Source organism: Halomonas ventosae (assembly GCF_004363555.1).
GTDB classification, from domain to species: domain Bacteria; phylum Pseudomonadota; class Gammaproteobacteria; order Pseudomonadales; family Halomonadaceae; genus Halomonas; species Halomonas ventosae.
This window is the reverse complement of record NZ_SNZJ01000017.1, coordinates 1-12,257: the sequence shown is the minus strand read 5'-3', so window position 1 is coordinate 12,257 and position 12,257 is coordinate 1. Positions and strand designations below refer to the sequence as shown.

Annotated in this window: 14 protein-coding genes, 1 tRNA gene and 1 pseudogene; 4 read left to right on the top strand and 12 right to left on the bottom strand. The window is 69.0% G+C overall.

Annotated elements, in window-relative coordinates:
• Positions 1-28 precede the first annotated feature (28 nt).
• The 3 genes from iscR to trmJ form a co-directional block, all read right to left on the bottom strand.
• On the bottom strand, positions 29-496 hold the full coding sequence (gene iscR, locus DFP85_RS13865) for a Fe-S cluster assembly transcriptional regulator IscR (RefSeq protein ID WP_133636970.1): 468 nt from the start codon (positions 494-496) through the stop codon (positions 29-31).
• Positions 497-578: 82 nt separating this feature from the next.
• On the bottom strand, positions 579-1,454 hold the full coding sequence (cysE, locus tag DFP85_RS13860; RefSeq protein WP_133636968.1) for a serine O-acetyltransferase: 876 nt from the start codon (positions 1,452-1,454) through the stop codon (positions 579-581).
• 84 nt (positions 1,455-1,538) lie between these two features.
• Positions 1,539-2,285, bottom strand: a complete 747-nt coding sequence (trmJ, locus tag DFP85_RS13855; protein WP_133636966.1) for a tRNA (cytosine(32)/uridine(32)-2'-O)-methyltransferase TrmJ — start codon at positions 2,283-2,285, stop codon at positions 1,539-1,541.
• A 138-nt stretch (positions 2,286-2,423) separates the two neighbouring features.
• Here trmJ and DFP85_RS13850 point away from each other — a divergent pair, with 138 nt between their 5' ends.
• Positions 2,424-3,218, top strand: coding sequence for an inositol monophosphatase family protein (locus DFP85_RS13850; RefSeq protein WP_106231860.1), 795 nt, complete (start codon positions 2,424-2,426; stop codon positions 3,216-3,218).
• 108 nt (positions 3,219-3,326) lie between these two features.
• Here DFP85_RS13850 and secF read toward each other — a convergent pair whose 3' ends face one another.
• The 5 genes from secF to queA form a co-directional block, all read right to left on the bottom strand.
• Positions 3,327-4,250: a protein translocase subunit SecF gene (secF, locus tag DFP85_RS13845; RefSeq protein ID WP_133636964.1), complete on the bottom strand. Its 924-nt coding sequence runs from the start codon at positions 4,248-4,250 to the stop codon at positions 3,327-3,329.
• Between the two features lie 9 nt (positions 4,251-4,259).
• Positions 4,260-6,110, bottom strand: coding sequence for a protein translocase subunit SecD (gene secD, locus DFP85_RS13840; RefSeq protein ID WP_133636962.1), 1,851 nt, complete (start codon positions 6,108-6,110; stop codon positions 4,260-4,262).
• Positions 6,111-6,260: 150 nt separating this feature from the next.
• Positions 6,261-6,596, bottom strand: a complete 336-nt coding sequence (gene yajC / locus DFP85_RS13835) for a preprotein translocase subunit YajC (protein ID WP_089713395.1) — start codon at positions 6,594-6,596, stop codon at positions 6,261-6,263.
• 66 nt (positions 6,597-6,662) lie between these two features.
• Complete coding sequence (gene tgt / locus DFP85_RS13830) at positions 6,663-7,781, bottom strand: tRNA guanosine(34) transglycosylase Tgt (RefSeq protein ID WP_133637123.1); 1,119 nt, start codon at positions 7,779-7,781, stop codon at positions 6,663-6,665.
• Between the two features lie 114 nt (positions 7,782-7,895).
• The gene (gene queA / locus DFP85_RS13825; protein ID WP_133636961.1) at positions 7,896-8,933 is read right to left on the bottom strand and encodes a tRNA preQ1(34) S-adenosylmethionine ribosyltransferase-isomerase QueA; all 1,038 of its coding nucleotides are present in this window, start codon (positions 8,931-8,933) and stop codon (positions 7,896-7,898) included.
• 140 nt (positions 8,934-9,073) lie between these two features.
• Between queA and DFP85_RS13820 the strand changes: the two genes are divergently transcribed.
• Positions 9,074-9,160: transfer RNA gene (locus DFP85_RS13820), tRNA-Leu, on the top strand.
• Positions 9,161-9,284: 124 nt separating this feature from the next.
• Here DFP85_RS13820 and DFP85_RS13815 read toward each other — a convergent pair.
• From DFP85_RS13815 to DFP85_RS18935, 3 genes are read right to left on the bottom strand one after another with little or no spacing between them, the layout of a single operon-like run.
• The gene (locus DFP85_RS13815; protein WP_133636960.1) at positions 9,285-10,097 is read right to left on the bottom strand and encodes a DUF1206 domain-containing protein; all 813 of its coding nucleotides are present in this window, start codon (positions 10,095-10,097) and stop codon (positions 9,285-9,287) included.
• Between the two features lie 32 nt (positions 10,098-10,129).
• Positions 10,130-10,744 carry an exopolysaccharide biosynthesis protein gene (locus DFP85_RS13810; RefSeq protein WP_133636958.1) on the bottom strand — a complete coding sequence of 205 codons (615 nt, stop codon included), beginning with the start codon at positions 10,742-10,744 and terminating at the stop codon, positions 10,130-10,132.
• The gene (locus DFP85_RS18935) at positions 10,734-10,892 is read right to left on the bottom strand and encodes a hypothetical protein (RefSeq protein WP_166644645.1); all 159 of its coding nucleotides are present in this window, start codon (positions 10,890-10,892) and stop codon (positions 10,734-10,736) included. Before DFP85_RS18935 ends, DFP85_RS13810 begins: the two co-directional genes overlap by 11 nt.
• A 199-nt stretch (positions 10,893-11,091) precedes the next feature.
• Between DFP85_RS18935 and rnk the strand changes: the two genes are divergently transcribed.
• The gene (rnk, locus tag DFP85_RS13805) at positions 11,092-11,505 is read left to right on the top strand and encodes a nucleoside diphosphate kinase regulator (protein ID WP_133636956.1); all 414 of its coding nucleotides are present in this window, start codon (positions 11,092-11,094) and stop codon (positions 11,503-11,505) included.
• Between the two features lie 33 nt (positions 11,506-11,538).
• The gene (locus tag DFP85_RS13800) at positions 11,539-12,156 is read left to right on the top strand and encodes a LysE family translocator (RefSeq protein WP_133636954.1); all 618 of its coding nucleotides are present in this window, start codon (positions 11,539-11,541) and stop codon (positions 12,154-12,156) included.
• A gap of 1 nt (position 12,157) precedes the next feature.
• On the opposite strand, the pseudogene DFP85_RS13795 reads toward DFP85_RS13800, so the two are convergent.
• Positions 12,158-12,257: pseudogene (locus DFP85_RS13795) on the bottom strand (IS481 family transposase); the annotation flags it as partial.

The following is a 12,257-nucleotide window of genomic DNA, read 5'->3' as shown; positions in this document are numbered from 1 at the left end:
TGTTCCAGCGGGTGCCAAGAGCGGCAGTTCAGCTGGTGGAGGCCAGGATGCCGTCGTCCCGCCGGCCACGCTGGCGGCTGGCGATGGCCTGGATCTCACCACGCCCGGCCAGCTGGGCCAGGGTGACGTCCTGGAGGAAGTCATGGATATGCTCGGAGAGCTCGCACCACAGGTGGTGGGTCAGGCAGGTGTCGCCCTGCTGGCAATCCGAGAGGCCGCCGCAGCGGGTGGTGTCCACGGACTCGTTCACCGCCTCGATGACCTGGGCCACGGTGATGCCCTCCGGCGCCTGGGCCAGCAGGTAGCCGCCGCCCGGACCGCGCACGCTGTCCACCAGCTTGGCGCGCCGCAGCCGCGCGAACAGCTGCTCCAGGTAGGAGAGCGAGATTTCCTGGCGCTTCGAGATGTCGGCGAGGCAGATGGGGCCGGTGTCGGCATTCATGGCCAGGTCGAGCATGGCGGTGACGGCGTAGCGTCCCTTGGTGGTCAGGCGCATGAGGAACTCACCTCGGCACCGACACGCGGGTCGGCAGTCAATGAACGTGATCCGCCATTATGGTAAAGACCGAGTATCCTGGTCAACCATTGCGCCGTCGAGGCCCGGCGTCGGCCGCACGCTCGTCCTGCGCCGCCTCCTCCGTATGCTGCTCTTCCCGGGGCGGGCAGCAGCTGTCGACGTCGGCGAGGATGTCGGCGAAGTCCTCGTCGCGCAGCTCCGGCAGGCGGCCGTCGCGGTAGCTGGCGTCGACCTTGCGCAGGGTCGTGCACATGCGCTCGATGCGCTCGTCGACGGCGTGCATGTGGTCGAGCATCGCCTGGATGGAGCGCGCCACCGGGTCGGGCATGTCCTGGCTGACGCCGTAGGCGTCGAAGCCGAACTTGCGGCGCATCGCCTCGCGCCGTGCGGGGTCCACTTCCAGCTCCTCGGCCTGGTCGGGGTCGACGCGCTGCACGACCTTGCCGGGGATGCCGACCACGGTGGCGCCGGCGGGCACCTCCTTGGTGACCACGGCGTTGGAGCCGATCTTGGCGCCGGTGCCCACGCTGAAGGGGCCCAGTATCTTGGCGCCGGCGCCGACGATCACGCCGTCCTCCAGGGTCGGGTGGCGCTTGCCCTTGTTCCAGCTGGTGCCGCCCAGGGTCACGCCCTGATAGAGGGTGACGTCGTCGCCCACCTCGGCGGTCTCACCGATCACCACGCCCATGCCGTGGTCGATGAAGAAGCGCCGGCCGATGGTCGCTCCCGGATGGATCTCGATGCCGGTCAGCAGGCGCGCCAGCTGTGACAGGGTGCGCGCCAGCCACTTGAGGTTCTTCCGCCACAGCCAGTGGCTGAGGCGGTGGATGAGCAGGGCATGCAGGCCCGGGTAGTTGGTCAGCACTTCCAGGAAGTTGCGTGCCGCCGGGTCGCGGGCAAATACGCTGTTGATGTCCTCGCGCAGACGTTCAAGCATGCAGCGGTCCTTGGGTGGCAGGGCGTTGGGGGATGGCTTTCATAGTGGGGGCGCGGCGGTCCTGCTTCAAGCCGCGCCCGCCATCTACTCGCGGCGCTCGGCCTGCTGCTCGGTGGCGGTGAGGATGCCGCGCAGGATGTTGAGCTCCATGCGCTCGGGGCGGGCCCGCAGGGTGAAGCGGCGCAGCCGGGCCATCAGCTGTCGTGGGGTGGCCGGGTCGTGGAAGCCGATGGTGACCAGGGTGCGCTCCAGGTGCTCGAAGTAGCGCTCGAGTTCCTGGTGGCTCGCCAGCGGCTGGGTCGGTGGTACCTCGGCCTGGGCCGTCGGTTCCTGCTGGCCAAGCCACGCCTGCCGGCACTCGTAGGCCAGCACCTGCACCGCGGCAGCCAGGTTCAGGGAGCTGAAGTCGGGGTTGGTGGGGATATGCACATGGGCATGGCAGCGCTGCAGCTCGGCGTTGGTCAGGCCGCTGTCCTCGCGGCCGAAGACCAGGGCGACGCGCGCCTCGGGGCTGGCCAGCTCCGTCGGGAGGCGCTCGCCGAGTGCGCGAGGCGTGATCATCGGCCAGGGCAGGGTGCGCGAGCGGGCGCTGGCCCCGACGACCAGGGTGGCGTCGCCCACCGCCTGCTCCAGGGACTCCACCGTGCGGGCGCCGTGGACGATATGGTCGGCCCCCGAGGCGCGTGAGACGGTATCGGCGGTGAGCGGCTCGCAGCGCGGCGCCACCAGGGCCAGGTCGGACAGGCCCATGTTGTGCATGGCGCGGGCGGTGCCGCCGATGTTGCCGGGGTGGCTGGTGCCGATCAGGACGATGCGAATGCGCTCGAGCATGGTGGGCCTGTGGATGCTGGGGGGAGGCGGGCGATTCTATCACGCCGGCCCGGCGCGTCGAATGGCGCGCCCCGCGCGCTTCTGCTAGGATGCGCGCCGACCCGTTCTTTAACACCACCGACTCCCCAAGGCCCGATCATGCATCCGATGGTCCAATTCGCGCTGCGTGCGGCACGCAGCGCCGGCGAACAGTTCCTGCGCATCCGCGAGCGAATCGAGAACTCCCACCAGGAGCACAACCTCGACCGCCTGCTCGAGGATGCGGCCCGCAATGCCGAGACGCTGATCGTCCGTCAGCTCTCGCGCGGCTACCCCCAGCACGGCGTACAGGGGCGCTTCACGCCTCATCGCGCCGGTGAGGGCGAGGGTGCCGATACCCTGTGGAAGATCGAACCCTTCCACGGCTACTCCAACCTCAGCGTTGCCTCCCCCGGCTTCGCGCTGTCGGTGGTCTGTCTCGTCAAGGGCCGCCCGGAGCATGCGGTGGTGATCTGTCCCTTCAGCGATGACGAGTACCTGGCCAGTCGCGGGCGCGGAGCCCAGCTCAACGGCAAGCGCCTGCGCGTGTCGAAGAACACCGCCGTGGCCGGCACCCGCATCGCCATGAGCCTGCCCGAGACCTGGCTGCGCTCGCGCTTCCTGCCCTCCTACCTGACCCTGGTGCAGCAGCTCGGCCCGCAGATCGAGCTGCAGCGCGCCTCCGGCAGCGGCCTGCTCGATATCGCCGAGCTGGCGGCGGGGCGTGCCGACGCCGCCTTCGTGCTGGGCCTGGAGGAGCAGGACCTGCACGTCGGCTCGCTGCTGCTCAAGGAGAGCGGCGCCCTGATGGGCACCCCCGATGGCCAGCCCAGCGTCGATATCGAGGGGCGCCTGATGGCCGCCGGACCGCGCCTCTACAAGGCCCTGGTGCAGCAGCTCAAGCCGCATTTCTGATCTTAGCGCCAAGCGCCTAGCCACAAGCGCCAGGTGAAAAGGAAAACCCCCGTCGGTATCACCGGCGGGGGTTTTCTGTCTCTACCTCGGCGAAGCGGCGGGGCGCTGTCAGGGCAGCTCCTCGGCCTCGGGGTCCTCCTTCTTCGCCGGGATCAGGTCCTCGCGATCCAGCTTCACCGCCAGCAGCAGGGCCGCTGCCACGTAGATGGAGGAGAAGGTCCCGACCACCACACCGGCGATCAGGGCGATGGAGAAGAAGTGGATCATGTCCCCGCCCAGCAGCAGCAAGGCCAGCAGCACCAGCAGGGTGGTGCCGGAGGTCGCCAGGGTGCGCGACAGGGTCTGGTTGATCGCCTCGTTGAAGATCGCCGGCATGTCATCGATGCGTGACTTGCGGATGGTCTCGCGGATGCGGTCGTAGACCACGATGGTGTCGTTGAGCGAGTAGCCGATCACCGCCAGCAGGGCGGCGAGCACGGTGAGGTCGAATTCCCACTGGAACAGCGAGAAGAGGCCGACGACGATGATCACGTCGTGCATCAGCGCCAGCAGGGCGCCGATGGCGAACTTGTACTGGAAGCGGAAGGCCACGTAGAGCATCACGATGCCCAGTGCCACCAGCAGGCCCATGCCGCTCTGGTCGCGCAGCTGGTCGCCCACCTGGGCGCCGACGAACTCGGCACGCACCAGCTCCACCTCGTCGCCGGCGTCGCGCAGCAGGTTCACCACCTGCTCGCCGACATCGGGGTCGAAGGCCTGCTGCAGGCGGATCAGCACCTCGGTGGAGGCGCCGAAGGTTTGCACCGAGACGTCACGGAACCCGGTGTCCTCCAGGACCTGGCGCACGGCGTCCAGGGATGGCGCCACCGCGTAGCGGACCTCCACCAGGGTGCCGCCGGTGAAGTCCAGCCCCAGGTTGAGCTGCTGGAACAGCAGCGCGGCGATCGACACCAGCAGCATCAGCCCCGAGATCGCGAAGGCGACCCGGCGCTTGCCCATGAAGTCGAGCTGTCGATTGACGAGGGATTTCATTGCCACCTCTTATATCCAGAGCTTCTTGACCGGCTTGCCGCCGTAGGTCAGGTTGACCATCGCCCGCGTCACCATCAGGGCGGTGAACAGCGAGGTGATGATCCCCAGCGAGAGGGTCACGGCGAAGCCCTTGACCGGCCCGGTGCCGATGGAGAACAGGATCACCGCCACCAGCAGGGTGGTGATGTTGGCATCGATGATCGAGGTGAAGGCGCGCTCGTAGCCGGCCGTGATGGCCTGCTGCACCGACAGCCCCGTGCGCAGCTCCTCGCGTATGCGCTCGAAGATCAGCACGTTGGCGTCCACCGCCATGCCCAGCGTCAGCACGATGCCGGCGATGCCGGGCAGCGTCAGGGTGGCGCCGAGCAGCGACATGGCCGCCACCAGCAGGGTCAGGTTGAGGGCCAGGGCGACGTTGGCGAAGACGCCGAACACCTTGTAGCGCACCAGCATGAACAGCACCACCAGCAGCAGGCCGATCTGCACCGACATGATGCCGCGCTCGATGTTCTCGGCGCCCAGGCTTGGCCCGATGGTGCGCTCCTGCACGAAGTAGATGGGCGCGGCCAGCGAGCCGGAGCGCAGCAGCAGGGCGAGCTCGGCCGCCTCGGTGGGCGAGTCGAGCCCGGTGATGCGGAAGCTGTTGCCGAGCGCACTCTGGATGGTGGCCAGGCTGATGATGCCGCGTTCGGTGTAGGGCTCGCGCTCCACGACCTCCTCGCCGTCCTCGATCACCGTGCGCTCGCGGGTCTTGTGCTCGATGAACAGCACCGCCATGTTGCGGCCGATGTTGGTGCGGGTGGCCCGGTTCATCAGGGTGCCGCCGGTGCCGTCCAGGTCGATGTTGACCTGGGGGCGGCCGTTCTCGTCGAAGCTGTGGTTGGCGTTGGAGACGCTGTCGCCGGTGATGATCACGTCGCGCATCAGGTCGGCACGGCGCGACTCCTGATTGCGGAACGGGAAGGACTCGGTCTCGCTCTCGGGGGTGTCGGGGCGGGCCTCGAGGCGGAACTCGAGGTTGGCGGTGGCGCCGACGATGCGCTTGGCGGCCACGGTGTCCTGCACGCCCGGCAGCTCGACCACGATGCGGTCCGGCCCCTGGCGCTGAACCAGCGGCTCGGCCACGCCCAGCTCGTTGACCCGGTTGCGCAGGGTGGTGAGGTTCTGGTTGATGGCGTAGTCCTGGAGCTCCTGGACGGCCTGGTCGGTCATGGTCATGACCAGGCGGGCGCCGCGGTCGTCACCCTCGCTCTGATAGTCGAAGTCGGGGAACTCGCGGGCGATCAGGCCCCGCGCCTCGTCACGGTCCTCGGCGTTGGCGAAGGCCATGGAGACGGTGCGCTCCTCGATCTGGGTGTCGCGGTAGCGGATCCGTTCGCTGCGCAGCTGCTCGCGCATGGCGCTGGCATTGACCTCGAGGCGCTGCTCCAGCGCGGCGTCCATGTCGACTTCCAGCAGGAAGTGCACGCCGCCGCGCAGGTCGAGACCCAGGGTCATGGGCGAGGCTGAGAGCGACTGCAGCCAGGCGGGTGTGGACTCGGCCAGGTTCAGCGCCACCACGTACTCGCTACCCAGCAGGTCGCTGATGCGGTCGCGGGCCTTGATCTGGTCGTCGGCATCGGAGAGGCGGATCAGCACGCTGTTGGACTCTTCCTCGACGGCCTGGATCTCGATGTCGGCCTCGTCGAGGGAGGTGCGGATGCGCTCCAGCTGGCGCGCGTCGATGGTGGCGTCGCCCTGTTCGCTGCTGATCTGGACCGCCGGGTCCTCGGGGAAGAGGTTGGGAAGGGAGTAGACCAGGCCGGCGAGGAGCACGACGAGTATCAGCAGATACTTCCACAGGGGGTAACGGTTGAGCATGGGGGCCCTGCCCTCAGGTTGCGGACGTTGGAGGCTGACGAGGCGACCGGAGAGGGCGGGAGCCGGTCGCGCGGCTCCTGCCGCACCGGCCGCAGGGCGGCCCCCGCCGCGCGCCCGGGAGGGGCGCGGCGGGGCGGGAAGGCGCCCGGGTCAGATGGACTTGAGCGTGCCCTTGGGCAGGACGGCGGCCACGGCATTCTTCTGCACGTTGACCTCGGTGCCTTCGGCGATCTCCATGCTCAGGAACTCGCTGTCGTCGCTCACCTTGGTGATGCGGCCCAGCATGCCGCCGCCGATGACGATCTCGTCACCCTTGGAGAGGTTGCCGATCAGCTGCTTGTGCTGCTTGGCACGCTTGGCCTGGGGGCGCCACAGCAGGAAGTAGAAGATGGCCACGAAGCCGACCAGCATGACGATCTGGGCGATGCCGCCACCGGCGGCGCCGGCATCCTGGGCCATGGCCGGGGAAATGAAGAAGTCCAGCATGTATGACGATCTCCTGGGTGATGAAAGCGGGATATTCTACGGCCGGCCCTGGGGGCCGGCCGTGGGTCAATTCGGTGCGGGAGGAACCGGCAGACCGCGCTGCGCATAGAAGCCTTCCACGAAGTTCGCCAATGTACCCGCTTCGATGGCACCGCGCAAACCGGCCATCAGGCGTTGATAGTGGCGCAGGTTGTGGATGGTATTGAGCATCGAGCCGAGCATCTCCCCGCAGCGATCGAGGTGGTGCAGGTAGGCGCGGGAGAAGTGCTGGCAGGTGTAGCAGTCGCAGCCCGCCTCGAGCGGCCGGGTGTCGAAGCGGTGCTTGGCATTGCGGATCTTGACCGTGCCCTCGGCGGTGAAGAGGTGGCCGTTGCGCCCGTTGCGGGTGGGCATCACGCAGTCGAACATGTCGACCCCGCGGCGCACGCCCTCCACCAGGTCCTCGGGCTTGCCCACGCCCATCAGGTAGCGCGGGGTGTCGTCGGGCATCCAGGTCGGCAGGTAGTCGAGCACCCGGATCATCTCCTCCTTGGGCTCGCCCACCGAGAGGCCGCCGATGGCCAGGCCGTCGAAGCCGATCTCGAGCAGGCCCTCGAGCGAGCGCTCGCGCAGCCCGGGGTACATGCCGCCCTGGATGATGCCGAACAGCGCCGAAGGCGAGTCGCCATGGGCCTCCCGGGAGCGCTGCGCCCAGCGCAGCGAGCGCTCCATGGAGAAGGCGGCCTCCGCCTCGGTGGCGGGGTAGGGGGTGCACTCGTCGAAGATCATCACCACGTCGGAGCCCAGCGAGCGCTGCACCGCCATGGACTCCTCGGGGCCCATGAACACCTTGGCGCCATCCACCGGCGAGCGGAAGTGCACGCCCTGCTCGGTGATCTTGCGCATGGCGCCCAGCGAGAAGACCTGGAAGCCGCCGGAGTCGGTGAGGATCGGTCTCTCCCACTGGGCGAAGTCGTGCAGGTCGCCGTGGGCCTCGATGACCTCGGTGCCGGGACGCAGCCACAGGTGGAAGGTGTTGCCGAGGATGATCTCGGCGCCGATCTCCTCCACGGAGGCCGGGGTCATGCCCTTGACGGTGCCGTAGGTGCCCACCGGCATGAAGGCGGGCGTCTCCACCGTTCCCCGGGGGAAGGTGAGGCGGCCGCGGCGCGCCCGGCCATCGCTGGCCAGGCGCTCGAATGTCATGAAGCTGTCTTTACGCATGGGAACTCTCGTGGCGCATCGGGGCTGGGGCGTCGGCGTGTCAGGGCTCGGGTGTCAGGGCTCGGGTGTCAGGGCTCGGGTGTCAGGGCTCGGGTGTCAGGGCTTGCGCGTCAGGAACATGGCATCGCCATAGCTGAAGAAGGCGTAGCGCTCGTCCACCGCCGACCGGTAGGCCGCCATCGTCGTCTCGTAGCCGGCAAAGGACGACACCAGCATCAGCAGGGTCGACTCCGGCAGGTGGAAGTTGGTAATCAAGGCATCGACGCAACGCCAGCCGTAGCCCGGGTAGATGAAGATGTCGGTCTCCCCGCTGAAGGGGGCGATCTCGCCATTCGCACTCTTCAGGCAGGCCGACTCCAGGCAGCGCACGCTGGTGGTGCCCACCGCCACCACCCGGTTGCCCCGGGCACGGGCGGCGCGCACCTGCTCGCAGGCGGCCTCGTTGACCTCGATCCACTCGCTGTGCATCTGGTGCTCGCGGATGTCGTCGGCGCGCACCGGCTGGAAGGTGCCGGCCCCCACGTGAAGGGTGACGTAGGCGCTCTCGATGCCCCTGGCGGCCAGCGCCTCGAGCAGCGGCTCGTCGAAGTGCAGCCCGGCGGTGGGGGCGGCCACGGCCCCGTCGCGGCGCGCATAGACGGTCTGGTAGCGCTCGCGGTCGGCCAGCTCGTCCTCGCGGGTGATGTAGGGGGGCAGCGGCATGTGGCCGTGCTGTTCCAGCAGCGCAATCAGCGGCGTCTCGCCGATGAAGCGCAGCTCGAAGAGCGCCTCGCGGCGCCCCTCCACCACGGCGCGGATGCCCCCCTCGAAGACCAGCTCGGTGCCGGGCTTCGGCGACTTGCTCGAGCGCAGGTGGGCGAGGCCGCGATGCGCGTCCAGGGGGCGCTCGAGCAGCATCTCCACCTTGCCGCCGCTGGCCTTGTGGCCGTGCAGGCGGGCGGGAATCACCCGGGTGTCGTTGAACACCAGCAGGTCCCCGGGGGCGAGCAGCTCGACCAGGTCGGGGAAGCGGCGGTGGGCGAGCGCGCCGGTGGCGCCATCGACGCACAGCAGGCGGCAGTCGCTGCGCTGCTCGGAGGGGTAGCGGGCAATCAGCTCCTCGGGGAGCTCGTAGTGGAAGTCGGCGCGCTGCATGGGGGCGTTCTGATCCGGCTCAGGGGGCGTGTCGGGCGGCTTCGCGAGCCGCGCAAAGCCCGACAGGATACCGTCTCGCGGCAGGGAAGTCAGCCGGCCGATTGACCTGCCCCGGTGCCCACGTATAATGCCAGCGCGTTGCCGGCGTGGCGGAATTGGTAGACGCAGCGGATTCAAAATCCGCCGGGTGCAAGCCCTTGTCGGTTCGAGTCCGACCGCCGGTACCAGCCTGACGCCAGATCTGAAACAGCCGCCTGCGGGCGGCTGTTTGCGTTTCTGCCTTGCCTATCATGCCTCACCGGGCGTCTTGTCTCCCTGACCCTCTTTTTCGCGATGGATCGAGAGGCCTGCTCAATCGACGCTGGTGTCCCGGAAGCCGGCATTGATCAAACAGTAGATCCCGTAGCCGAACAGGCCGAGGGCCACCACGCCCAGCAGCCAGGGGCCGAAGGGCTGCCCGGCGAGCACGTTCAGCGCGCCGCCGAGTCCTTGGGCCTCGCTGGGGTCGGTCTGCCAGGCCGCCAGGCACAGGAACCCCCCGATGATCACGAAGACCACCCCGCGGGCCGAGAGGCCCCAGCGGGTGATGCCCTCGAAGAAGCGGCGCTGGGTCGTGGCCATCTCGTGGTGGTGCCAGTTCTTGAGGTAGGAGCGGGTGATGGCCCGCCACAGCTGGCGCAGGCCGACGCCCAGGAACACCAGGCCGACCGCGAAGACCAGGATCACGCCGCCCCGGTGGCTCATCAGCAGGGCGGTGCGATCCTGGGCGGTGGCCTCTCCCGAGGACATCGCCACGTTGCGCAGCAGGTCGAAACAGTAGACCCCCAGGCTGCCGTGGGTGAGGCTGCTGACGAGGAAGCCCACCCGGGTCCCGACGCCCTTGAGGCCCAGCCCCACGTCCTCGGTATCCAGCAGGGCCTGCAGCAGGCGCCACAGGGCATAGGCGAAGAGCCCGGCGCCGAGCAGGCCCAGCATGACGTCGCCGAAGGGGCGGGCGACCAGCTGATTGATCGCCTCCTTGGAGCCGACATTCTCCCCGCCCAGCCCGGCTGCTGCCAGGGTGGCGAGGCCGCCGATCAGCAGGTAGACGATGCCCTTGGCGACATAGCCGGCGCGCGCCGCCAGGGCGAGGCCGTGCTTGAAGCGTGTCTCGGGGGTTGGCATGGCAGCTCCTGGGGTAGGGGGCCTGTTGCCATTCAGGCCAGGCCGACGATCACCAGCGCCAGGGTGCCGCCGGTCAGGGCGTAGCCCAGCAGGGCCATCAGGCCGTCGTTGGCGAGCAGTGCCAGGGCGAAGAGCGTCAGGGCCAGGCCCGCCCCGTTGGCGGTGAAGGGCACCACCTCCATGGGCGGCATGGCCAGGGCGATCAGCAGGCAGGTCAGCGCCACGGCGAGGTGGGCGGGTGGCCGGGTTAGCCACACGAGCCGCTGCTTGAGCAACCGGTCGACCCAGCGGGCCGGGCGCTCCATCCAGCGGGTGGCCCTGGTGAAGCGCGCCCGCGAGACCCGGCGCTTCAGCAGCCAGGCCGGCAGCCAGATGTGGTCCCGGCCGACCAGCAGCTGGACGGAGGAGAGCACCACCAGAATGGCCATCAGGGTCGGTACCCCGGGAATGTCGCCGACCAGCGGCGCCAGGGTGACCAGCCCGGCGACCAGCAGGAAGGGGGCGAAGGAGCGCCGGCCCACGCTGTCGAGGATGGCGCCGAGGCTGACGCTCTCCTGTCGCCGACCGGCCTGCTGAGCCCTCTCCAGCACGCCGGCCAGGTTGGGCGGGGGTACCTGCTCGGGAGCGTCGCTGACGTCACCGGCCATGGTGCCGCCTCCCGGTCCAGAGCAGCAGGACGCCGAGCAGCAGCAGCGCCGGCCCCACGAAGGCGACGGGGCTGGAGGCCCACCAGCCGACGATGGGCAGGATGGCGCCGAGGATCAGCAGGGCGATGGCGAGGGTCCGGACCGTCATGGGCAGCGTCTCTGTCGAGGTGTGTCGACAGTGTAGCGTCGCGAGCGAGGGCTCTGCAGCCCCGCGGGACTGTCGCCTTGCCCCGGGATGGCGTAAGGTAGTGGCAACACAGTCCTTCGCCCCTCCTCGGGTGGAGGGCTGTTTTCGTTGGTTACCCCGGAAAACGTGCAATCAGCGTTGACGGTGCCCAGGAGGTCTCATGGCGACGCGTCCCCCCATCATCATCAACCGGCTCGATGCCGAGCGGCTGCAGCGGCTCATTGACGAGGCCGACGACAAGGACCTGGCGGTGGCCCGCTCCCTGGAAGAGGAGCTGGCGCGCGGCGAGGTGGTCGACCCGCAGCAGATTCCCGAGGATGTGGTCAGCATGTGCAGCCAGGTGCAGTTCACCGACCTGGCCCGCGAGCGGCAGATCATTCGCACCCTGGTCTATCCCCATGCGTTGGCTGCCACCGAGGACGGTATCTCGGTGATGGCCCCCGTGGGCGCGGCCCTGCTCGGCCTGCGCATCGGCGATACCATCGACTGGCCACTGCCGGGCGGTCGCGAGGTGCAGCTGCGCATCGATGCCATCCTCTGGCAGCCCGAGCGGGAAGGCCAGTTCCACCGCTGAGCCCCGATCCATCCTGACACTGGAGGTTCCTGCATGCCCTTCTCGCTCTGGCTCTCGCTGGCCGCGGTCTGCGCCATGGGGGCCATGTCGCCCGGGCCCAGCCTGGCCCTGGTGCTGCGCCATACCCTGGGCGGCGGGCGCCTGCCCGGGGTCGCGGCGGGCCTCGCCCATGCCCTGGGCGTGGGTTTCTATGCGTTGCTCACGGTGTGGGGCCTGGGGGCGCTGATCGTGCGCTTCCCGCTGCTGTTCCAGGCGATCACCTTGGGCGGGGCGGCCTACCTGGCGTGGCTGGGGATCAAGGCCCTGCGCGCGGGGCGGGCCGGCGCCCTGGATGCCGAGGCCATGGCCACCAGCGGTCGCCAGGCGGCCCGCGAGGGCGTGCTGGTGGCGCTGGGCAACCCCAAGCTGATCCTCTTCTTCATCGCCCTGCTCAGCCAGTTCGTGACCCCCGACATGAGCCTCGCGGCCAAGGCGCTGGTGGTGCTCACGGCGATGATCATCGACGGCGGCTGGTACGTGCTGGTGGCGGTGGGCCTGTCCCACTCGCGGGTGCTGCCCTGGCTGCAGGCCCGTGCCCACTGGCTCAATCGCATCACCGGCGTGCTGCTGCTGGCGCTGGCGCTGCGGGTGGTGGCCGGGCCCATTGCCTGAGCTAGTTGTGTAAACCCATCAGGTTGTTCACGGAAAGGCCCAGCCGGCTAACCGGAGGATGATAATCCAGGCTGGCATGCGGCCGATGCCAGTTGTACTGA

Excerpts from the sequence above, each read along its gene's own strand:
- iscR (WP_133636970.1), bottom strand. The coding sequence starts at position 496 with ATGCGCCTGACCACCAAGGGACGCTACGCCGTCACCGCCATGCTCGAC.
- queA (WP_133636961.1), bottom strand. The coding sequence starts at position 8,933 with ATGCAGCGCGCCGACTTCCACTACGAGCTCCCCGAGGAGCTGATTGCC.
- secD (WP_133636962.1), bottom strand. The coding sequence starts at position 6,110 with ATGCTCAACCGTTACCCCCTGTGGAAGTATCTGCTGATACTCGTCGTG.
- yajC (WP_089713395.1), bottom strand. The coding sequence starts at position 6,596 with ATGCTGGACTTCTTCATTTCCCCGGCCATGGCCCAGGATGCCGGCGCC.
- DFP85_RS13810 (WP_133636958.1), bottom strand. The coding sequence starts at position 10,744 with ATGGCCGGTGACGTCAGCGACGCTCCCGAGCAGGTACCCCCGCCCAAC.
- trmJ (WP_133636966.1), bottom strand. The coding sequence starts at position 2,285 with ATGCTCGAGCGCATTCGCATCGTCCTGATCGGCACCAGCCACCCCGGC.
- tgt (WP_133637123.1), bottom strand. The coding sequence starts at position 7,781 with ATGACATTCGAGCGCCTGGCCAGCGATGGCCGGGCGCGCCGCGGCCGC.
- DFP85_RS13850 (WP_106231860.1), top strand. The coding sequence starts at position 2,424 with ATGCATCCGATGGTCCAATTCGCGCTGCGTGCGGCACGCAGCGCCGGC.
- DFP85_RS18935 (WP_166644645.1), bottom strand. The coding sequence starts at position 10,892 with ATGACGGTCCGGACCCTCGCCATCGCCCTGCTGATCCTCGGCGCCATC.
- secF (WP_133636964.1), bottom strand. The coding sequence starts at position 4,250 with ATGAAATCCCTCGTCAATCGACAGCTCGACTTCATGGGCAAGCGCCGG.
- DFP85_RS13800 (WP_133636954.1), top strand. The coding sequence starts at position 11,539 with ATGCCCTTCTCGCTCTGGCTCTCGCTGGCCGCGGTCTGCGCCATGGGG.
- DFP85_RS13815 (WP_133636960.1), bottom strand. The coding sequence starts at position 10,097 with ATGCCAACCCCCGAGACACGCTTCAAGCACGGCCTCGCCCTGGCGGCG.
- rnk (WP_133636956.1), top strand. The coding sequence starts at position 11,092 with ATGGCGACGCGTCCCCCCATCATCATCAACCGGCTCGATGCCGAGCGG.
- cysE (WP_133636968.1), bottom strand. The coding sequence starts at position 1,454 with ATGCTTGAACGTCTGCGCGAGGACATCAACAGCGTATTTGCCCGCGAC.